Source organism: Streptomyces sp. NPDC003284 (genome assembly GCF_053589675.1).
The window spans coordinates 156051-177681 of record NZ_JBSFSI010000012.1; the positions used below are offsets into that span (position 1 = coordinate 156051).

A 21631-nucleotide genomic window follows, 5' to 3' on the forward strand; every position below is an offset into this window, starting at 1 on the left:
GGTGCTCTGTCAGGATCGGCACTCAAATCGAGCCGGAGCTACGCCGTCCGTCGCTGAACAGCGGCGCCGGCGGAGGAGAGCGACATGCACCACCCGGACACCGCCACGCAGGACAGATTCCCTGCTCAGGACCGTTTCGCCGACGGCGCCCAGTACATCGCCGGACGGCCGGCGCACGGCACGTCCGGCCGCACCCACACCGTGCTGGATCCGGCCACCGGCGGCGCGGTCCTCACCTACGCGCTGGCCGGGACCGAGGACGTCGACGCCGCGGTCGCCGCCGCCCGTGACGCCTTCCCCGGCTGGGCGGGCGCCGCACCCGGCGAGCGCGCGGACGTGCTGCACCGCTTCGCGGCCGTGCTCGCCGAGCGCGCCGAGGACTTCGCCCGCGCCGAGTCCCTCCAGTGCGGCAAGCCGCTGAAGCTGACCCGCGAGTTCGACGTGCCGGGCACCATCGACAACACCGCGTTCTTCGCGGGCGCCGCCCGGCACCTGGAGGGCCGGTCGGCGGGCGAGTACTCCGGCGACCACACCTCCTACGTGCGCCGCGAGCCCATCGGTGTCGTCGGCTCCATCGCGCCCTGGAACTATCCCCTCCAGATGGCCGCCTGGAAGATCCTCCCGGCGATCGCCGCGGGCAACACCATCGTCCTGAAGCCCGCCGAGCTGACCCCGCTGACCTCGCTGATGTCCGCGCGGGCCGCCACCGACGCGGGCATCCCGGACGGGGTGATCAACATCGTCACCGGCACCGGCAAGGAGGCCGGCGAGCACCTGGTCGGCCACCCCGACGTGGTCATGACCTCTTTCACCGGCTCCACGGGCGTCGGCAGGCGGGTCGCCGAGATCGCCACCGCCACCGTCAAGCGCCTCCACCTGGAACTGGGCGGCAAGGCCCCCTTCGTCGTCTTCGACGACGCCGACCTGGACGCCGCGGTCAACGGCGCCGTCGCCGGTGCGCTCATCAACACCGGCCAGGACTGCACGGCCGCCACGCGCGCGTACGTGCAGCGCGCCCACTACGAGGAGTTCGTGGCGCGCACGGCCGCCCTCATGGAGACCGTGCGGCTCGGCGACCCGTTCGCCGCCGGGACCGACCTGGGCCCGCTGATCTCGCACGCCCAGCGCGACCGCGTCGCCGGTTTCGTCGACCGGGCACGTGCCTACGCGCGCGTGGTCACCGGCGGCGAGGCACCGCAGGGCGAGCTGAAGGACGGCGCCTACTACCGGCCCACGCTGGTCGCGGACGCCCCGCAGGACAGCGAGATCGTCCAGTCGGAGATCTTCGGCCCGGTCCTGGCCGTACTGCCCTTCGACACCGACGACGAGGGCATCGCGCTGGCCAACGACACCCCGTACGGCCTGGCGGCCTCCGCCTGGAGCCGGGACGTCTACCGCGCCAACCGCGCCACCCGCGAGATCAAGGCGGGCTGTGTGTGGGTCAACGACCACATCCCGATCATCAGCGAGATGCCGCACGGCGGCTACAAGTCCTCCGGCTTCGGCAAGGACATGTCCGCCTACTCCTTCGAGGAGTACACCCAGCTCAAGCACGTCATGTTCGACAACACCGCGGTGGTCCGCAAGGACTGGCACCGCACCGTGTTCGGAGACCGATAGCCGAAATCCCGGCCCGCCAGCGGGCCGGATCCTCCGGAAAGGGCACACGCGCATGGAGCAGTACGAGCCCGACCGCCCGACACCGGCCCGGCCGGAGCCCGCGGGGCGCGGCCGGCGGGGCGGCGGGGCCGTCCTCGGCCGCCGTTCGCTGCTGCGCGCCGGTGCGGGCGGTGTGTTCGCGGCCGGCGCACTCGGGGCGCTGAGCGCCTGCGGGATCCCCGCGGCCGGCAAGACCCAGGGCGGCACCGCGACCGAGGACCACTCGGCGCAGGAGAAGACGGTGAACTTCTCCAACTGGCCCGAGTACATCGACGTCGACGACAGCGGCAAGCACCACCCGACGCTGGAGGCGTTCACCCGGCGGACCGGCATCCAGGTCAAGTACACCGAGGACATCAACGACAACAACGAGTTCTTCGGCAAGATCAAACCGCAGCTCGCCGCGGGCCAGGACACCGGCCGGGACATCATCGTGCTCACCGACTGGCTGGCCGCCCGGGTGATCCGGCTCGGCTGGGTGCAGAAGCTGGACCCGGCCAACCTGCCGCACGCCTTCGCCCGCCTCGCCGAGCAGTTCCGCAGCCCGGAGTGGGACCCGGGGCACGCCTACTCCTACCCCTGGCAGGGCGTGTCCACCGTCATCGCCTACAACAAGAAGGCCCTGGACGGCATCGAGGTCCGCTCGGTCTCCGACCTGCTCGACAACGCCAGGCTCAAGGGCCGGGTCGGCCTCCTGTCCGAGATGCGCGACAGCATGGGCATGACGCTGCTGGACATGGGCAAGGACCCGGCCAAGGTCACCGCCGACGACTACGACGCGGCCGTCGCCCGCCTCCAGAAGGCCGTCGACAAGGGCCAGATCCGCCGCTTCACCGGCAACGACTACACCTCCGACCTCACCAAGGGAGACCTCGCCGCCTGCCTCGCCTGGGGCGGCGACGTCGTCCAGCTCAAGGCGGACAACCCCGACGTCGGCTACCTCATCCCCGAGGCCGGCTACATGGTCTCCACCGACTGCATGCTGATTCCCAACAAGGCCCGCCACAAGACCAACGCCGAGCGCCTGATCGACTTCTTCTACGAGCCCGAACAGGCCGCCGCGCTCGCCGCCTACGCCAACTACGTCACTCCGGTCGACGGCGTGAAGCCCTACCTCGCCAAGATCGACGAGGCGGCGGCGGACAACCCGCTGATCATTCCCGACAAGGCCACGGCGGCCCGGTCCCACGCCTTCCGCGCGCTCGGCGAGAAGGAAGAGGCGGCCTACGAAGAGAAGTTCGCGAAGCTCACAGGGGCGTGACCACCATGAAGACGACACCAGAGACGACGGACCCCAGCGGGGACGTCCGGCTGACCCGGATCAGCAAGCGCTACGGCTCCTTCACCGCCGTGCACCCGCTCGACCTGACCGTCCCGCAGGGCTCCTTCTTCGCCCTGCTCGGCGCCTCGGGCTGCGGCAAGACCACCACCCTGCGCATGATCGCCGGCCTGGAGGAGCCCACCGGGGGCACCGTCCACCTCGGCGACCAGGACGTCACGCATCTGCCGCCCTACAAACGCCCGGTGAACACGGTCTTCCAGTCCTACGCCCTCTTCCCGCACCTGGACATCTTCGAGAACGTCGCCTTCGGACTGCGCCGGCGCGGCATCAAGAGCGTCAAGAAGCAGGTCGAGGAGATGCTCGACCTGGTCCAGCTCGGCGAGCAGGCCCGCAAGAAGCCGCACCAGCTCTCCGGCGGCCAGCAGCAGCGTGTCGCCGTGGCCCGCGCGCTGATCAACCACCCCAAGGTGCTGCTGCTCGACGAACCGCTCGGCGCCCTCGACCTGAAGCTGCGCCGCCAGATGCAGCTGGAGCTCAAGCGCATCCAGACCGAGGTCGGCATCACCTTCGTGCACGTCACCCACGACCAGGAGGAGGCCATGACCATGGCCGACACGGTCGCCGTGATGAACGCCGGACGCGTCGAACAGCTCGGCTCGCCCGCCGACCTCTACGAGAACCCGCGCACCACGTTCGTCGCCAACTTCCTGGGCACCTCCAACTTCATCGAGGCCGAGATCGACTCCAGGAGCGGCGACGAGATCGTCCTCCGGGCGGGCGGCGGGCGGCTCACCCTGCCCGGCGCGCGCTGTCCGGCCCAGACCGCCCCCGGCGGCAAGGTGCTGGCCGGCGTCCGCCCGGAGAAGATCTCCCTCACCCACGCCGACGACGCGGACGCGGTGCCCGCGGGCCGCAACCGCATCACCGGCCGCATAGCCGACTCCAGCTTCATCGGCGTCTCCACCCAGTACGTGATCGACAGCCCGGTCTGCTCCGGCTTCGAGGTCTACGCCCAGAACATCGACCGCGACCCGCGCCTGACGCCCGGCGCCGAGGTCGTCCTGCACTGGAACCCGGCGCACACCTTCGGTCTCGACGCCGCCCAGGACATCGACGCGGGTGCCGGACCGGTCGAGGAGGAGGCCGCCTGATGACCGCCGTCACCGAGGCGCCGCCCCCGCTCGCGCCCCCCGCCCCCGAGGCGAAGCCGCCGCGCCGAAGGGGCCGCCTCACCCCGTACTGGCTGCTGCTGCCCGGCATCCTGTGGCTGGTCGTCTTCTTCGCCCTGCCGATGATCTACCAGGCGTCCACCTCGGTGCAGACCGGCTCCCTGGAGCACGGCTACAAGGTCACCTGGCACTTCGTGACCTACTGGGACGCCCTGTCCGAGTACTGGCCGCAGTTCCTGCGCTCGGTCCTCTACGCGGCCGCCGCGACCGTCCTGTGCCTGCTGCTCGGCTATCCGCTGGCCTATCTGATCGCGTTCCGCGCGGGCCGCTGGCGCAATCTGATCATGATCCTGGTGATCGCGCCGTTCTTCACCAGCTTCCTGATCCGCACCCTGGCCTGGAAGACCATCCTCGCCGACGGCGGCCCGGTGGTCGGCGCCCTCAACGCGCTGCACGTCCTGGACGTCACCAACTGGCTCGGCTGGACCTCGGGCGACCGGGTGCTCGCCACCCCGCTCGCGGTGGTGTGCGGACTGACGTACAACTTCCTGCCGTTCATGATCCTGCCGCTGTACACCTCGCTGGAGCGGATCGACGGACGGCTGCACGAGGCGGCCGGCGACCTGTACGCGCGGCCCTTCACCACCTTCCGCAAGGTCACCTTCCCGCTCTCCATGCCCGGCGTGGTCTCCGGCACCCTGCTGACCTTCATCCCGGCGGCGGGCGACTACGTCAACGCCGACCTGCTCGGCTCGACCGACACCCGGATGGTCGGCAATGTCATCCAGTCGCAGTTCCTGCGGATCCTGGACTATCCGACGGCCGCCGCGCTCTCCTTCATCCTCATGGCCGCGATTCTCGTCATGGTCACCGTCTACATCCGCAGGTCCGGGACGGAGGATCTCGTCTAAATGCTCTTCGTCACCTGGCTCAAGCGCCATCTCGTCGTCATCGCCGGACTGCTGACCCTCGGCTATCTGCTGCTGCCGAACGTCGTCGTCACGGTCTTCTCCTTCAACAAACCCAAGGGCCGCTTCAACTACGAGTGGCAGCATTTCTCCACCGACGCCTGGAAGGACCCGTGCGGCGTCGCCGGAATGTGCGGCTCGCTCTCGCTCAGCCTCCAGATCGCCGTCTGGGCCACCCTGGGCGCCACCGCGCTCGGCACGATGATCGCCTTCGCCCTGGTCCGCTACCGCTTCCGCGCCCGCGGGGCCGTCAACTCGCTGATCTTCCTGCCGATGGCGATGCCCGAGGTCGTGATGGCCGCCTCGCTGCTCACCCTCTTCCTCAACATGGGCGCCCAGCTGGGCTTCTGGACCATTCTGATCGCCCACATCATGTTCTGCCTCAGCTTCGTCGTCACCGCCGTCAAGGCTCGTGTGATGTCGATGGACCCGAGACTGGAGCAGGCCGCGCAGGACCTCTACGCCGGCCCGTTCCAGACGTTCTGGCGGGTCACCCTGCCCATCGCGGCACCCGGAATCGCCGCGGGCGCGCTGCTCGCCTTCGCGCTCTCCTTCGACGATTTCATCATCACCAATTTCAACGCGGGCTCCACCGTCACCTTCCCCATGTTCGTCTGGGGCTCGGCACAGCGCGGCACACCCGTTCAGATCAATGTCATCGGCACGGCCATGTTCGTCCTCGCCGTACTGTTCGTGCTGGTCTCCATGGTCATCGGAAACCGCCGCGCCCGGAGCAAGGCGTGACATCCGCCCGGAGTTCTCTGCTTCTCCGTCTCTCCTGAATTCCCCGGGAGAACCGCACCACCCGCTTTTCCCGCACCACCGAACGACTCTGTAGGGAGTTGAAATCATGGCCCCGAGCGCCATGACCCGCTGGACCGATTCGCTCCGTGAGGCGCAGCCCGCGCCGTACTGGCTGGACGACCCCGGCCGCCCCCGCCCCGAGCCCGCCCTGACCGGCACGGCCACCTGCGACCTGCTGGTCGTCGGCGGCGGCTACAGCGGACTGTGGACCGCGCTGATCGCCAAGGAGCGCGACCCCGGCGCCGACGTGGTGCTCGTGGAGGGCCGCGAGGTGGGCTGGGCCGCCTCCGGCCGCAACGGCGGCTTCTGCGCCGCCTCCCTCACCCACGGCCTGTCCAACGGCCTCGCCCGCTGGCCCGACGAGATCCACGAACTGGAACGGCTGGGCGCGCGCAACCTCGACGCCATCGAGGAGACGATCGCTCGCCACGGCATCGACTGCGAGTTCGAGCGCACCGGCGAGATCGACGTGGCCACCGAGCCGTACCAGGCCCGCGAACTGCGCGAGTGGCACGCGGAGCTGACCGACAAGGGCCTCGCCGAGGGCATCGAACTGCTCGACCGGGACGCGGTGCGCGCCGAGGTCGCCTCGCCCACCTTCGAGGCGGGCCTGTGGGACCGCCGGGGCGTCGCCATGCTGCACCCCGCCAAGCTGGCCTGGGGCCTGAAGCAGGCGTGCCTGCGGCTCGGCGTCCGCGTCCACGAGCACACCCCGGCGCTCACCCTCAGGCCGTACGGCACCGGCATGAGCGTCACCACCCCCTACGGCCGGATCCGGGCCCGCCGGGTGGCCCTCGGCACCAACGTCTTCCCCAGCCTGGTCCGGCGGGTGCGCCCGTACACCGTCCCGGTCTACGACTACGCCCTGATGACCGAGCCGCTGAGCGCCGAGCGGCTCGACTCCCTCGGCTGGAAGAACCGCCAGGGCCTCGGCGACTCCGCCAACCAGTTCCACTACTTCCGGCTCTCCGCCGACAACCGGATCCTGTGGGGCGGCTACGACGCCGTCTACCCCTACGGCGGCCGGGTGCGCGCCGAGTACGACGACCGGCCGGAGACCTACGCGCGCCTCGCCGGGCACTTCTTCACCTGCTTCCCGCAGCTGGAGGGCGTCCGCTTCACCCACGCCTGGGGCGGGGCCATCGACACCTGCTCGCGCTTCTCGGCGTTCTTCGGCACCGCCCACCAGGGCAAGGTGGCGTACGCGGCCGGGTACACCGGCCTGGGCGTGGGCGCGACCCGGTTCGGCGCCGAGGTGATGCTCGACCTGCTCTCCGGCGAGCGCACCGAGCGCACCGCGCTGGAGATGGTCCGCAGGAAGCCGCTGCCGTTCCCGCCCGAACCGCTGGCCTGGACCGGTATCGCGCTCACCAAGTGGTCGCTGGCGCGCGCGGACGCCCACGACGGCCGCCGCAATCTGTGGCTGCGCACGATGGACCGGCTGGGCCTCGGCTTCGACAGCTGACGCACCGGCCGCGGGACCCCCCTTCCGGGAATGTGACCCGGTTCACTCCAACGAGGGACCCGAACCCGCGTAATGCCTGATGGGGACCTCCCTCTCCCTCGTGGACGCGACTTCCCGCGTCCACGGCGAAGAGGGAGGTCTTTCCATGACCGGGACGAAGACGGCGGTCGAGTGGCTGGCATCGGTCGCACCGGACCCCCGGGCCTGCCGCAGGGAGTGGGAGCGCAACCCGCGCGGCGTCGCGCTGCTGCCCGCGGGCAAGGCGTGGGACGTGCTGTTCCTGCCCGGCGAACTCGGCTATCCGACGCTCGACGTGCTGAGCCGGGTGCTCGACCAGCTCGGCCCGGTGCTGGCCGACTTCGGCGACCAGCGCCTGGGCTTCCTCGTGCCGCCCGGCACCGCGGCGCGCTGGATCGGCACCGGCGTCCGCAGCGCCGGGGCCGGCACCTGGATCGTCGTGCCGTACCCCGGCCGGACCGCCGGGACGCTGCGCTGGCTGGTCCCGCCGGACGGCTCGGGCACCCTCACCGACCCGGCGCTGCTGGAGCTGGCGATGCACGAGGCCGCCGCGTATCTGGCGACGGGGGACGACACCCGGTGAGGCGCCGCGGCGCGGGCGCGGCCGGGTCCGGCGCGGTGCCGCGAGCGGTGCGCGCCGGGCCCGCGGACGCGCGCCGGAGTGCCGCGGGCCGTCAGAGGTCTTGACAACCCAATTGGTCTGGACCAAATTGGGCGCGCTCCTCCACCCTCCAAACTCCCCCTGCCCGGAGGCACTTGTGGAACGCGACAGACGACACCGACCAGCGACGCGCCGGCTGCTCGCCGGACTCACGGCCACACTCCTGGCCGTGCCCGGCGTCACCGCGCTCTCGTCGGCCGCCCGTGCGGCCGACGCGGACCTCGCGCGCAACGGCGGCTTCGAGTCCGGCCTCGACGGCTGGACCTGTACGGCCACCGGCAAGACGGTGGCCACCCCCGTCCACGGCGGCACGGCCGCGTTGCAGGCGACCCCGGCCGGCAGCGACAACGCCCAGTGCGCCCAGACGGTGTCCGTCCAGCCGAACTCCCAGTACACGCTGTCCGGTTACGTCCGGGGCTCCTACGTCTACCTCGGCGCGAGCGGCACCGGCACCACCGACACCTACGCCTGGACCCAGTCCGCCGCCGACTGGCAGCAGCTCACCACGAGCTTCCGCACCGGCGCCGACACCACCAAGGTCACCATCTACACCCACGGCTGGTACGGCACCGGCGCCTACAACGCCGACGACATCTCCCTCACCGGCCCCGGCGGCACCCCCGGCCAGCAGCCGCCCGCCACCCCCGCGGGCCTGAAGACCACCGCCGTCACCGCCACCAGCGTGGCCCTGTCCTGGTCACCCGCCACGGGCGCGACGGGCTACGCCGTCTACCGCGACGGCACCAAGGTCCAGACGGCCACCGGCACCACGGCGACCGTCACCGGCCTGAACCCGTCCACCGCGTACAGCTTCCAGGTCGCGGCCGTGAACGACGCGGGCGAGTCGACGAAGTCGGCCGCGGTCGCCGCGACCACCGCCGCCGACCCGGGCGGCCCCGGCAACGGCGACCCCGGCCTGCCCACCCACGCCCTCGTCGGCTATCTGCACGCCAGCTTCGCCAACGGCTCCGGCTACACCCGCATGGCCGACGTCCCCGACAGCTGGGACATCATCGACCTGGCCTTCGGCGAACCCACCTCGGTCACCTCCGGCGACATCCGCTTCAACCGCTGCCCGGTCACCGAGTGCCCCGGCGTCGAGAGCGACGCCGACTTCAAGGCCGCCATCAAGGCCAAGCAGGCCGCCGGCAAGAAGGTCCTCATCTCCATCGGCGGCCAGAACGGCCAGGTCCAGCTGACCACCGCCGCCGCCCGGGACACCTTCGTCTCCTCCGTCTCGAAGATCATCGACGAGTACGGCCTCGACGGCCTCGACATCGACTTCGAGGGCCACTCCCTGTCCCTGAACACGGGTGACACCGACTTCAAGAACCCGACGACGCCGGTCATCGTCAACCTGATCTCCGCAGTGAAGACCCTGAAGGCCAAGTACGGCGCCAAGTTCGTCCTCACCATGGCCCCGGAGACCTTCTTCGTGCAGATGGGCTACCAGTACTACGGCACCGGCAAGTGGGGCGGCCAGGACCCGCGCTGCGGCGCCTACCTCCCGGTCATCTACGCCCTGCGCAACGACCTGACCCTGCTGCACGTCCAGGACTACAACTCCGGCTCCATCATGGGCCTGGACAACCAGTACCACTCCATGGGGGGCGCCGACTTCCACATCGCCATGACCGACATGCTGCTCACCGGCTTCCCGGTCGCCGGCGACACCGGCAACATGTTCCCGGCGCTGCGCCCCGACCAGATCGGCATCGGCATGCCGGCCTCCACCCAGGCGGGCAACGGCTACGTCGCCCCCGCCGAGGTCACCAAGACCCTCGACTGCCTGACCAAGAAGACCAACTGCGGCTCCTACGCCACCCACGGCACCTGGCCCGCCCTGCGCGGCCTGATGACCTGGTCGATCAACTGGGACCGCTTCAACGGCTATCAGTTCCAGAAGAACTTCGACGCGTACTTCGGCTGAGCACCGCCAGCAGCACCGTCCCCAGGCACCAGGCGGCGACCACGTCCAGCGGCCAGTGGTAGCCGCGCCTGACCAGTCCGTAGGAGACGGCGAGCACCAGCACGACGCCCCCGGCGACCGCCAGTCGCCGGGCCCGCGCGGTCCGCAGCCACGGCCGCAGCACGACCACCGCACCCCCGTAGGCGACGACCGCCGTCGCCGTGTGCCCCGAGGGAAAGTACCCCGTCCCCGGCGGCACGGCGGGGGTGCCCGGCCGCGCGGTCCACTCCTTGAGCGGCACCAGCAGCGCCGGGACCGCGGCCATCACCAGCAGCGCCAGCAGCGGCGCCCACCACCAGCGCCCCAGCCCTGCGGCGCGCCCCCGCCACGCCGCGTACCCGGCGACCACCAGCAGCACCGGCACCGCCACCTGCACGTTCCCGAGGTCCGAGAGCAGCTCCGAGGCCCGGTCCGGGTGCACCAGGCCCCGGCTGGCCCACCGGTCCGCCCGCAGCAGCGGCCCGTGCGCCACGACCTGCCAGGTGATCACCACGAACAGCGCCGGCACCGCGAACGCCGCGAGCACCGCGAGCACCGTGCGCCAGGCGACCGGCACTCCGGCCGTCCGACTCACCCGACCTCTTCGACCCGTACTCACGGGGACAGCCTCCCAGACCCGTGACATGCCGAAGGGCCGGCGCGGAGGGGGGGTTCCGCGTCGGCCCTTCGAAGACGGCCGTCCATGCGAGTGCGGCCGTCCGACCGGAACGTCGCGCGCCCCGGGGGGTTTGGGGCGAGCGACCGTCCGACCGGTGAGGAGACCCGGAGCCCGAGGGCCCCGGTGGTGTGCGCGAGGCACGAACCAGGTCGAAGCTGGGGAGGCTACGGCCTGATGTCGCCCACAGTCCCCTGTGGGCGGGGTGTATCTCTCATCTGGAAGAGAACCTACGGCAGCGCGGGGACCGGGGACAGCCGGATCGGTGAGCTGCCATCCACCTCGCACACCTTCTTCACACGGTCTGCCGCCCGCCGTCCCACCTGTGCGGATGCGCCGCTCAGATGCGCGCGAACGCCTGCTCGATGATGTCGAGGCCCTCGTTCAGCAGGTCCTCGCCGATCACCAGCGGGGGCAGGAAGCGCAGCACGTTGCCGTAGGTGCCACAGGTCAGGACCAGCAGGCCCTCGGCGTGGCAGGCCTTGGCGACGGCCGCGGCCACCTCCGCCGCGGGCTCCTTGGTGGCGTGGTCCTTGACCAGCTCGACGGCGATCATGGCGCCGCGGCCGCGGACGTCGCCGATCACGTCGAACTTCTCCTGCATGGCACCGAGGCGGGCCTTCATGACCTCCTCGATGCGCTTCGCGCGCGCGTTGAGGTCCAGCTCCTTCATCGTCTCGATCGCGCCGAGCGCACCGGCGCAGGCCACCGGGTTGCCGCCGTAGGTGCCGCCCAGGCCGCCCGCGTGCGCGGCGTCCATGATCTCGGCGCGGCCGGTGACGGCGGCCAGCGGAAGGCCGCCCGCGATGCCCTTCGCGGTCGTGATCAGGTCCGGCACGATGCCCTCGTCCTCGCACGCGAACCACTGGCCGGTGCGGCAGAAGCCGGACTGGATCTCGTCCGCGACGAACACGATGCCGTTGGCGGCGGCGAACTCGCGGATCGCCGGGAGGAAGCCCTTGGCCGGTTCGATGAAGCCGCCCTCACCGAGCACCGGCTCGATGATGATGGCGGCCACGTTGTCCGCGCCGACCTGCTTGCTGATCTGGTCGATGGCCTGCGCGGCGGCCTCCGGGCCCGCGTTCTCCGGGCCGGTCGGCCAGCGGTAGCCGTAGGCGACCGGGACGCGGTAGACCTCGGGCGCGAAGGGACCGAAGCCGTGCTTGTACGGCATGTTCTTCGCGGTCAGCGCCATGGTCAGGTTGGTCCGGCCGTGGTAGCCGTGGTCGAACACGACGACCGCCTGGCGTTTGGTGTAGGCGCGGGCGATCTTCACCGCGTTCTCGACGGCCTCGGCGCCGCTGTTGAACAGGGCCGACTTCTTCGCGTGGTCGCCCGGCGTCAGCTCGGCCAGCGCCTCGGCCACGGCCACGTAGCTCTCGTACGGCGTGACCATGAAACAGGTGTGGGTGAAGTCGGCGAGCTGCGCGGAGGCCCGGCGTACGACGGCCTCGGCGGAGGCGCCGACGCTGGTCACGGCGATACCGGAGCCGAAGTCGATGATGCGGTTGCCGTCGACGTCCTCGATGATGCCGCCGCCGGCGCGCGTGACGAAGACCGGCAGCGTGGAGCCCACGCCCTGCGCGACCGCGGCGGTACGGCGGGCCTGCAACTCCTGCGACTTCGGGCCGGGGATGGCGGTGACGACGCGGCGCTCCTGCTCAAGTGCGGTCATAGAGGGCTCCCTGAAGAGATCATGCGTTGGGGGCTTGGGCTGTGCTCGAAGCTCTGCGCGGTGCTGTGCTGTGCTTCGGGGCTTGGCCGAGGGTGGCGTTCCGTGGACGCCTTTCCCTCTTTTCTCGCAGGTTAAGACGGCAGAAGGGGGGCGGGCATGCTCCATGTGGGCGTTGTCGGCGGTCGCGGTTGTCCGCCGTGGACATAGAAGTGGACAGAGAAGAACAGAGAAGAGGGGAGCGGGGAGGGAGGGGGCCGACGAGGGCGCCGGGGCGGGCGTCGGCGCCGGATGCGCGCGTCGCGCCGTGCGGACGGTGAACTCCCTTGTCCGGGGGTTAGATTGACTCGCTGATGTGACGGTGCACGGAACGGCTGGTCGGGGAGCGACGGCGATGGACGACGGCGGGACGCAGGACGCGCGGGGCACGCATCCGAAGCGGTCGGACCCGGTACCCGGGCCGGGCGCCCCGGCACCCCAGCGGCACCCCGGCGCGGTACCGCGCCCGGCCATGCCCCGGCAGGCCCCGCCGATGCCGCCCCGGCCACCGGCGGCGCCGGGCGCGCGGACGGGGCAGGGCGCGCAGGGGGCGTACACGCCGGGTACGGAGGGTGCGGCGGGCGCGGCGAGTGCGGCGAGTGCGGCGGCGGCCTCCGGTACCGGCCCCCGCTCCGCCGTCGCCGCCTGGCTCGACACCCCCCGGCCCGCCGCCGCGCCCGGCATCTGGCGGTTCGGCCACCGGCCGCCCAAGGGCAGCGAGCCCGCCGCGGGCCGGCTTCCCGCGATCACCGCCGTGGGACTGCTGATCCCCCTGGTCGTGGCCCTGCTCGTGTGGTCGCTGTGGCGGCAGGGCGCGGTGCCCTACGAGTCGGCGCCGCTGAAGCTCTTCACCCCCGAAGACTGGTGGTGGGGGGGAACGGTGTCCCCGAAGGGGTGGCAGGGGCAGGAGGCCAGGGTCGTCTACGACGGAATCTTCTTCGCCGTCCTCGTCTACGCCGTCGGACACCTGGGCAGCTGGCCGGAGGTCGCGCGGCACTTCGTGGGCCGTCGCCCGCAGCCCGCCCGCGCCCTGTTCGCCGCCGTCGGCGCGCTCGGCGCCCTCAGCCTGGTCTTTCCGGAGGCGGTCCCGCTGGCCGGGTGGGACCCGGTGCCGATCGTCGATCCGCTGTTCTCCCTGGTGGCGTTGATCTCGGGCAGCTACGACCTGTTCGGCTCGCGGCTCTTCACCGATGCCCTCTACACACTGATCACCCTGTTCGTCCTCTGGCCCTTCGCCCGCCTCGGCGGCTGGCTGCCGTACGGCCGGGAGCTGCTCGCGCGCCGACGGGCCGCGGCCGACCCCACCGCGCCGCCGCCCGCCGACCTGCCCCGCTCGCAGTGGCCCGAACTGCGCCACGCGGGCCAGCACCAGGCCGCCGAACTGCTCACCGCCGAGGTGGCCGCGGACCGGATGAACGACGTCGACTGCGTCCGGGTGGAGGGGGCCTGGGGCGAGGCGCGGCGCGCGGCGGGGCTCGCGGCCTTCACCGACACCGTGCTGCGGCAGGGCGCCGCCGCCTGGACCCACCCGTCCGGCGCGCGCGACCTGCCGGGCCGCGCCGCGGCCCACGACCTGCTCACGGGACAGGTGCGGCTCGGCCGGTGGGTGCCCGGGGAGCGGACCCCGCGCGCCTACCACGGGGCCGGTGCCGCCGTCGGAGCCGAGCAGCTCGCCACCTCGCTGCTGCTCGTGGGACCGTCCGGCTCCGGCAAGACCCGGCATGTCGTCGAGCCGCTCACCGAGGGGCTGGCGCTGCGGGCACTGACCGGCCGGTGCGCGGTCGTCGCCGTCTGCGCGGCCGGTACGCCGCTCGGCCGCGACGGCGCGTACGACGTGGTGGTCCGGATCGGCGACCCCGCCTCCGCGCACGACCTCGACCCGTACGCCGAGTCCGACGACCCCGACGAGGCCGCCGCCCTCCTGGCCGAGGCTCTGGTCGGCGATGTGGCCGCCGTGGGCACCCAGAGCGCCGCCACCGCGCTCGCCCAGCTCCTCGGCCCCTACCGCGCGGTGCACGGCCGCTTCCCCTCCCTGCCGGTGCTGCGCGAACTGCTGGAGGGCGACCCGGGGGCGCTGGCCGCCCTGCGGGCGGGACTCGCCGCCGACGACCGGCACGCGGTGATGCGCCGCGAGCTGGACGCCCGGATGCGGCAGTCGGGCGGCGCGGCGGACGCGGGCCCGGCCCTCGCCGACCGGCTGGCCCTGCTCGACCGGCCGGTCTTCGCCGACTTCTTCGGCGGCGGCCACGGGGGAGCGGGCGCCGGAGCCCGGCCGTTCTCGCTGCGCGCCGTCGCCCACCATCCGCTGCGGGTCCGCATCGACCTGCCCGAACGCGGGCACGAGGAGGCGTCCCGGATCATCACCCGACTGGTCCTGGCCCAGTTCCACACGCTCGTACGGGACACCCGGCGCCCCCACTTCGCCTGCCTGGTCCTCGACGACGCCACCGGCGCCGTGACCCCCGAGTCGGTGCGCCGCGTCGGCAGGCTGCGCTCGCAGAACGCCGGGGTCGTCCTCGCGCTCCGCTCGGTCGCGGACGTGCCCGAGGCCCTGCACGGGCCGCTGCTGGGCGCGGTCGGCTGCCGGATGGCGCTGTCCGGGGTCACCACCTGGGACGGCACCCGGTTCGCGCACGCCTGGGGCACCGAGTGGGTGGAGACGAAGGAGGTCGCCAAGCACACCGTCTTCGCCGACCAGCCGATGACCCGGGCCATCCATGCCCTGCGCAAACTGGTCACCGGGCGGGCGGTGACCACCGACGCCGTCACCACCAAGCAGGTCGAGCGGGAACGCTGGTCCGCCTCGCAGCTGGCCCACGAGGTGCCGCCGGGCCACGCGGTGCTGTCGCTGACCGGGGTGTCCGGCGAGCACGCGCCGCCGCTCCTGGTGGACCTGCGCGGCTGACGCGGCTCGTACGGTGAGGCAGAATCGACAGTGGCCGTTCATACGCGGCGGCCAAAAGGTCATGGGCGACGGCCCCTGGGCCGTCCCGCTCCCGCTCACCGGATCCCCGCAGACCTGAAGGTCGTCCCATGCCTCCCACGCTCGCCTCGCTCGTCCACCACTCCGCGCTCAAGCTGACCGTGCGCGCGGGCGGCGACGGCCTGGACGTGCCCGTCCGCTGGGCGCACGTCAGCGAGCTGGCCGACCCCGTGCCGTACATGGAGGGCGGCGAGCTGCTGCTGATCACCGCGCTCAAGCTGGACGCGGAGAACCCGGAGGCCATGCGCCGCTACGTGAAGCGGCTCGTGCAGGCGGGGGTGGTCGGGCTCGGCTTCGCCGTCGGTGTGAACTACGAGGAGGTCCCCGAGGCGCTCGTGACCGCCGCCGAGGAGGAGGGGCTGCCCCTGCTGGAGGTGCCCCGGCGCACGCCCTTCCTCGCGATCAGCAAGGCGGTCTCCGCGGCCATCGCCGCCGACCAGTACCGCGCGGTCACGGCGGGCTTCGCCGCCCAGCGCGAACTGACGCGGCAGGCGCTCGGCTCCGGGCCCGAGGGGCTGCTCACCGCGCTGGCCGCCCAGGTCGACGGCTGGGCGGCGCTCTACGACGCCTCGGGCGCCGTCGTCGCCGCCGCACCCGAGTGGGCGGTCCGCCGCGCCGCCCGGCTCACCGCCGACGTCGAACGGCTGCGCGACAGACCCGCGCCCGCCTCCGCCGTGGCCGGTGTGCCCGAGACCGAGGACCGCGTGGAACTGCACTCCCTGGGCACCGGCCGCCGCCCGCGCGCCGCCCTCGCCGTGGGCACCGCCGCCACCCTGGGCACCGCCGAGCGCTACGCCGTGCACTCCGCCATCGCTCTGCTGACCCTCACCACGGAACGCTCCCGCTCCCTGCACGCGGCCGAGCAGCGCGTCGGCGCGGCCGTGCTGCGGATGCTGCTCGCCGGGCAGCCCGACCACGCGCGGGCCGTCGCCGGTGACCTGTACGGCGACCTGCTGGACGCGCCGTTCCGGGCGATCGTCGCCGAGGCGGCGTCGGCGTCCGCAGCGCGGGCCCACGCCGACGCGCACGCGCGCGTGCAGGCCGCCAAGCCCGCCCCGGCCGCCGTGCCCGCCGCCGTGGGCACCGGCGGCGACCCGCTCGCGGCCCTCGCCGAGGTGGTGGAGGCCGCCGCCGCGCGCTCCGGCGAGGCGGTGCTCGTGGTGCCCGACGGGGAGCGGCTGGTGGTGCTGGCCGGTGACGGCGGCGCGGCCGTCACCGCCTGCGGGGAGTACGCGGGCGTGCTGGAGGCGGCTCGGGCCGCCGCCGTCCCCGAGCAGCCGGCCGGCGAGGCGACCGAACTGGTCGTGGGCCTGTCCGCCCCCGCCGGACCGATCGCCGCGGCCGCCGCCTTCAAACAGGCCGAGCAGGCCCTGTCCGTCGCGCGGCGGCGCGGCCGGGTCCTGGTCGAGCACGAGCAACTGGCCTCGGGTTCGGTGCTGCCGCTGCTCGCCGACGACGCCGTACGGGCGTTCGCGGACGGACTGCTGCGCGCGCTGTACGAGCACGACGCGACCGGCCGCGGCGACCTGGTGGCCAGCCTGCGCGCCTGGCTCTCCCGGCACGGCCAGTGGGACGCGGCCGCCGCCGACCTCGGCGTCCACCGGCACACCCTGCGCTATCGCATGCGCCGCGTCGAGGAGATCCTCGGCCGCTCCCTGGACGACCCGGACGTCCGCATGGAACTCTGGCTCGCCCTCAAGGCCACAGCCCCGGAATAGCCCCGCCCCGAACCCGCCACCTGCCCGGAGGCCACTGCTCCGGGACCTCGACGGCCCCCGAGCCGGACGCAGGCCCCTGAGCCCGCCGCTCCCCACGGCCCGGTGCGGGTCCTCGAAGACCCCGCCCCGGGACCGGCGCCGAGCCCCGGTCCGCCTTCCGGGCGGCCCGGCCGTATGTGCCTGGGCACGGCGCCTGCCCGTGGCGCGACGTCCGCCCCGAGGCCCCGTACCGGCCTCGGCGCGACCCCCGAGCCCGCATCCCGGCCGCCTCGTCGGTGCGGCGCGGTGCGCCTGCGCGCCCGCAGCGCCTGCCCGAGGCGCTTGCCCGCGGCGCGGCATCCGTCCGAGGACCCCGCCCCGGGCCCGAGCCCTCACCGACCCCTGAGCCCCGCCTGCGGCCCGGTGTCGGCCCGAAGACTCAGCTCAAGGCCCGGCGACAAGCCCCGGCCCGCCTGTCTGGGCGGGACGCGTGCGACTGGACGGGACGCGTGCCCCGGCGCGGTCTCCGCCCTGCACCCCGCCCCGGCACCCGCCCTGCCACGCCCGGGGCCAGGCACCCGGCCTGCCACGCCCGGCGCCCGCTCCTGAGCCCCGCGTCCCGCCCCGCCACCGCCCCGACCCCGCACCCGCCGTGCCTCACCGCCGCCCCGCCCTCACTCCACCCACACCCCGCCCCCACCTGCGCCAAACCGGCGTACACCCCCCGCGCACTGCTCCACCCCGGACAAGCGCCGCCGGGCCGGTGCCGCCCTACCGTTGTCGTCGCAAGCAGTCATCACCACTCACCTCCTACGCGGAAGGGCCGGGATTCGTTCAATGACATCCACCACCGCCTTCTGGCTCGCCGGCCGCCAGGCCACCGGCGAGGACACCTTCGACGTCACCTCCCCGTGGGACGGCCGGACCGTCGGGCAGGTCAGCGTGCCGACCGACGCCCAGGTCGAGGAGGCCGTGGCCGCCGCGCACGCCGTGCTGGAGGAGTTCGCCGGGACCCCGGCCCACGTACGCGCCGCCGCGCTCGACCACGTCGGCAAGCGGCTGACCGAGCGCACCGAGGAGATCGCGCAGCTGATCTCCGCCGAGAACGGCAAGCCGGTCAAGTGGGCGCGCGGCGAGGTCGGGCGCGCGGTGTCGGTGTTCCGGTTCGCCGCGGAGGAGGCCCGCCGGTTCAACGGCGGGGAGGCCCAGCGCCTGGACACCGACGGCGGCGGTCAGGGCCGCCTCGCGCTCACCCGCCGCTTCCCCAAGGGCGTCGTCCTCGGCATCGCGCCGTTCAACTTCCCGCTGAACCTGTGCGCCCACAAGGTCGCCCCCGCGATCGCTGCCGGTGTCCCGATCATCCTCAAGCCGGCCCCGGCCACCCCGCTGTCCGGTCTGATCCTCGGTGAGCTGCTGGCCGAGACCGAGCTGCCCGCCGGTTCCTGGTCCATCCTGCCGGTCTCCAACGACCGGATGCCCGCCCTGGTCCAGGACGAGCGGCTGCCGGTCATCTCCTTCACCGGCTCCGAGAAGGTCGGCTACGCGATCATGGACTCGGTGCCGCGCAAGCACTGCACCCTGGAGCTGGGCGGCAACGGCGCGGCCGTCGTCCTCGCCGACTGGGCGAGCGACGAGGACCTGGACCGGGCGGCGACCCGCATCGCCACCTTCTCCAACTACCAGGGCGGCCAGTCCTGCATCTCGGTGCAGCGCGTGATCGCCGACGCCGCCGTCTACGACCGGCTGCTGCCGCGGGTCGTCGCCGCCGTCGAGGCCCAGGTCACCGGCGACCCGTCCGACCCGAAGACGGACGTCGGCCCGCTGGTCAGCGAGGACGCCGCGCGCCGCGTGGAGTCCTGGGTGCGGGAGGCCGCCGACGCCGGCGCCACCGTGCTCACCGGCGGCAAGCGCGACGGCGCCTCCTACGCGCCGACCGTGCTCACCGACGTGCCCGCCGACACCACCCTCGCCCGCGAGGAGGTCTTCGGCCCGGTCCTGACCGTGCAGAAGGTGAACGGCGAGGCGGAGGCGTTCGCCGCGGTCAACGACTCCAAGTACGGCCTCCAGGCAGGTGTGTTCACGCACGACGTGCAGACCGCCTTCCGCGCCCACCGCGCCCTGGAGGTGGGCGGCGTGGTCGTCGGCGACGTGCCGTCCTACCGCGCCGACCAGATGCCCTACGGCGGCGCCAAGCAGTCCGGCGTCGGCCGCGAGGGCGTGCGCTACGCCATGGACGACTACACCTACGAGCGCGTCCTCGTCCTGACCGGCCTGGCCCTCTAGGACCTGTCAGGAGCGGTCGAACAGATCGAACCGGCCGGACCGGTCACACCGTCCGGGCCGGTCACCGGCGACGACGGCCGGAGCCCACTGTGCGGGGGCTCCGGCCGTCGTCGTCCTGTACCGGGACGCCCGGCACCCCGCCCGCCCCCGCGATCAGCCGCCCGCCCACCCACCCCCGCGAACAGCCGCACGAGGTGGTGGCCTCGCCCGCCATCGGGTAGATACGAACCAGGAGTACCGGTCGGTGGCGAACGCCCCCGAGATCCCTGTTCGCGAGGCCCGTCCTCGCGGTGAGGTGAGCCCCATGACCGCACCAGCGACCAGCAGCCCCACCGTGAGCGAGCGCGAGGCCCGGCAGGTGGCGGAGGCCGCCCGGGAGCAGCACTGGCGCAAGCCCAGCTTCGCCAAGGAACTCTTCCTCGGCCGCCTGCGGCTCGACCTCGTCCACCCGCACCCGCTCCCGGCCGACGACGACGTCCGGCGCGGCGAGGCGTTCCTGGCCCGGCTGCGCGACTTCTGCGAGACCCGGGTCGACTCCGCCCGTATCGAGCGCGAGGCGCGCATCCCCGACGAGGTCGTCACCGGGCTCAAGGAGCTGGGCGCCCTCGGCATGAAGATCGACACCAGGTACGGCGGCCTCGGTCTCACCCAGGTGTACTACAACCGGGCGCTCGCCCTGGCCGGTTCCGCCAGCCCCGCACTCGGCGCGCTGCTGTCCGCGCACCAGTCGATCGGCGTACCGCAGCCGCTGAAACTCTTCGGCACCCAGGAGCAGAAGGACGCCTTCCTGCCGCGCTGCGCCCGCACCGACATCTCCGCCTTCCTGCTCACCGAGCCGGACGTCGGCTCCGACCCGGCCCGGCTGGCGACCACGGCCGTGCCGGACGGGGACGGGTACGTGCTGGACGGCGTGAAACTGTGGACGACCAACGGGGTCGTCGCCGATCTCCTCGTCGTCATGGCGCGGGTGCCCAGGTCCGAGGGGCACCGGGGCGGTATCACCGCCTTCGTCGTCGAGGCCGCCGCCGAGGGCGTCACGGTCGAGCACCGCAACGCGTTCATGGGCCTGCGCGGCATCGAGAACGGCGTCACCCGCTTCCACCGGGTCCGCGTCCCGGCCGCGCACCGCATCGGTGAGGAGGGCCAGGGCCTGAAGATCGCCCTGACCACCCTCAACACCGGGCGGCTCTCCCTGCCCGCGATGTGCGCGGGCGCGGGCAAGTGGTGCCTGAAGATCGCCCGCGAGTGGTCGGGGGTCCGCGAGCAGTGGGGCAAGCCGGTCGCGCTGCACGAGGCGGTCGGCTCCAAGATCTCCTTCATCGCCGCCACCACCTTCGCCCTGGAGGCCGTCCTCGAACTGTCGTCCCAGATGGCCGACGAGGACCGCAACGACATCCGCATCGAGGCCGCCCTCGCCAAGCTCTACGGCTCCGAGATGGCCTGGCGGATGGCCGACGAACTGGTGCAGATCCGCGGCGGCCGCGGCTTCGAGACGGCCGACTCCCTCGCCGCCCGCGGCGAACGCGCCGTCCCCGCCGAGCAGATGCTGCGCGACCTGCGCATCAACCGCATCTTCGAGGGCTCCACCGAGATCATGCACCTGCTGATCGCACGCGAGGCCGTCGACGCGCACCTCGCGGTCGCCGGGGACCTCATCGACCCCGCCAAGTCCCTGCCGGACAAGGCGCGCGCGGGCGGGCGCGCCGGTGTCTTCTACGCCCGGTGGCTGCCGAAGCTCGTCGCGGGCCCCGGTCAACTCCCCGGCTCGTACGCCGAGTTCCACCCGCGCGGACACACCGACCTCTCCGGCCACCTGCGCTACGTCGAACGCCACGCCCGCAAGCTCGCCCGCGCCACCTTCTACGCCATGACCCGCTGGCAGGGCCGGATGGAGAGCAAGCAGGGCTTCCTCGGCCGGGTCGTCGACATCGGCGCCGAACTGTTCGCGATGAGCGCCGCCTGCGTACGCGCCGAACTCCTGCGCACCCGCGGCGAGCACGGCCGTGCGGCGTACCAGCTCGCCGACGCCTTCTGCCGCCAGTCCCGTGTCCGCGTCGGCGAACTCTTCGACCGGCTGTGGACCAACACCGACGACATCGACCGCACGGTCGTCAGGGGCGTCCTCGGCGGCGTCTACACATGGCTGGAGCAGGGCATCGTCGACCCCTCGGACGACGGCCCCTGGATCGCGGAGCCGGAACCCGGCCCCAGCGGACGGGAGAACGTCCACCGGCCGATCCACTAGCCCCACCGGCCGCCGCCCCCTGGCACCCCGCGTCCCCCGCCCACCGAGGCGCTCTCCCGCCC

14 protein-coding genes are annotated in these 21631 nt (G+C 72.9%); 12 read left to right on the forward strand and 2 right to left on the reverse strand.

The window, feature by feature from the left end; all coding sequences use genetic code 11:
• The first annotated feature begins 84 nt into the window (after positions 1-84).
• The 8 genes from ACWDYF_RS24545 to ACWDYF_RS24580 all read left to right on the forward strand — a co-directional run bounded on the left by ACWDYF_RS24545 (position 85) and on the right by ACWDYF_RS24580 (position 9956).
• Entirely contained in the window at positions 85-1620 is a 1536-nt protein-coding gene (locus ACWDYF_RS24545) for a gamma-aminobutyraldehyde dehydrogenase (RefSeq protein WP_389473273.1), read from the forward strand.
• 52 nt (positions 1621-1672) lie between these two features.
• Positions 1673-2920, forward strand: a complete 1248-nt coding sequence (locus ACWDYF_RS24550) for a polyamine ABC transporter substrate-binding protein (RefSeq protein ID WP_018568024.1) — start codon at positions 1673-1675, stop codon at positions 2918-2920.
• Between the two features lie 5 nt (positions 2921-2925).
• Positions 2926-4092 (forward strand): ABC transporter ATP-binding protein, encoded by a 1167-nt coding sequence (locus ACWDYF_RS24555; protein WP_199790766.1) that lies wholly within the window; start codon positions 2926-2928, stop codon positions 4090-4092.
• The gene (locus ACWDYF_RS24560; RefSeq protein WP_381741280.1) at positions 4092-5021 is read left to right on the forward strand and encodes an ABC transporter permease; all 930 of its coding nucleotides are present in this window, start codon (positions 4092-4094) and stop codon (positions 5019-5021) included. The genes ACWDYF_RS24555 and ACWDYF_RS24560 overlap by 1 nt, the downstream gene beginning before the upstream one ends.
• On the forward strand, positions 5022-5822 hold the full coding sequence (locus ACWDYF_RS24565) for an ABC transporter permease (protein WP_389473276.1): 801 nt from the start codon (positions 5022-5024) through the stop codon (positions 5820-5822).
• A 106-nt stretch (positions 5823-5928) separates the two neighbouring features.
• A complete protein-coding gene (locus ACWDYF_RS24570) occupies positions 5929-7347 on the forward strand; it encodes an NAD(P)/FAD-dependent oxidoreductase (protein ID WP_389473278.1) in 1419 nt (472 codons plus the stop codon).
• Positions 7348-7492: 145 nt separating this feature from the next.
• Complete coding sequence (locus ACWDYF_RS24575; RefSeq protein ID WP_381741284.1) at positions 7493-7948, forward strand: hypothetical protein; 456 nt, start codon at positions 7493-7495, stop codon at positions 7946-7948.
• 175 nt (positions 7949-8123) lie between these two features.
• Positions 8124-9956 (forward strand): chitinase, encoded by a 1833-nt coding sequence (locus tag ACWDYF_RS24580; protein WP_389473281.1) that lies wholly within the window; start codon positions 8124-8126, stop codon positions 9954-9956.
• On the opposite strand, the gene ACWDYF_RS24585 is transcribed toward ACWDYF_RS24580, so the two are convergent.
• Both ACWDYF_RS24585 and gabT read right to left on the reverse strand, forming a co-directional pair.
• The gene (locus ACWDYF_RS24585; RefSeq protein WP_389473360.1) at positions 9910-10551 is read right to left on the reverse strand and encodes a phosphatase PAP2 family protein; all 642 of its coding nucleotides are present in this window, start codon (positions 10549-10551) and stop codon (positions 9910-9912) included. The two genes, ACWDYF_RS24580 and ACWDYF_RS24585, sit on opposite strands and share 47 nt — an antisense overlap.
• 439 nt (positions 10552-10990) lie before the next feature.
• Positions 10991-12325, reverse strand: coding sequence for a 4-aminobutyrate--2-oxoglutarate transaminase (gabT, locus tag ACWDYF_RS24590; RefSeq protein ID WP_389473283.1), 1335 nt, complete (start codon positions 12323-12325; stop codon positions 10991-10993).
• 391 nt (positions 12326-12716) lie between these two features.
• Between gabT and ACWDYF_RS24595 the strand changes: the two genes are divergently transcribed.
• From ACWDYF_RS24595 to ACWDYF_RS24610, 4 genes are all read left to right on the forward strand, one after another.
• Positions 12717-15266, forward strand: a complete 2550-nt coding sequence (locus tag ACWDYF_RS24595) for an ATP/GTP-binding protein (protein WP_389473285.1) — start codon at positions 12717-12719, stop codon at positions 15264-15266.
• A gap of 128 nt (positions 15267-15394) precedes the next feature.
• Entirely contained in the window at positions 15395-17062 is a 1668-nt protein-coding gene (locus ACWDYF_RS24600; RefSeq protein WP_381741290.1) for a PucR family transcriptional regulator, read from the forward strand.
• An 816-nt stretch (positions 17063-17878) separates the two neighbouring features.
• A complete protein-coding gene (locus tag ACWDYF_RS24605; RefSeq protein ID WP_389473287.1) occupies positions 17879-19324 on the forward strand; it encodes an aldehyde dehydrogenase family protein in 1446 nt (481 codons plus the stop codon).
• 304 nt (positions 19325-19628) lie between these two features.
• Positions 19629-21569 (forward strand): acyl-CoA dehydrogenase family protein, encoded by a 1941-nt coding sequence (locus tag ACWDYF_RS24610; protein ID WP_389473289.1) that lies wholly within the window; start codon positions 19629-19631, stop codon positions 21567-21569.
• Positions 21570-21631: the final 62 nt, after the last annotated feature.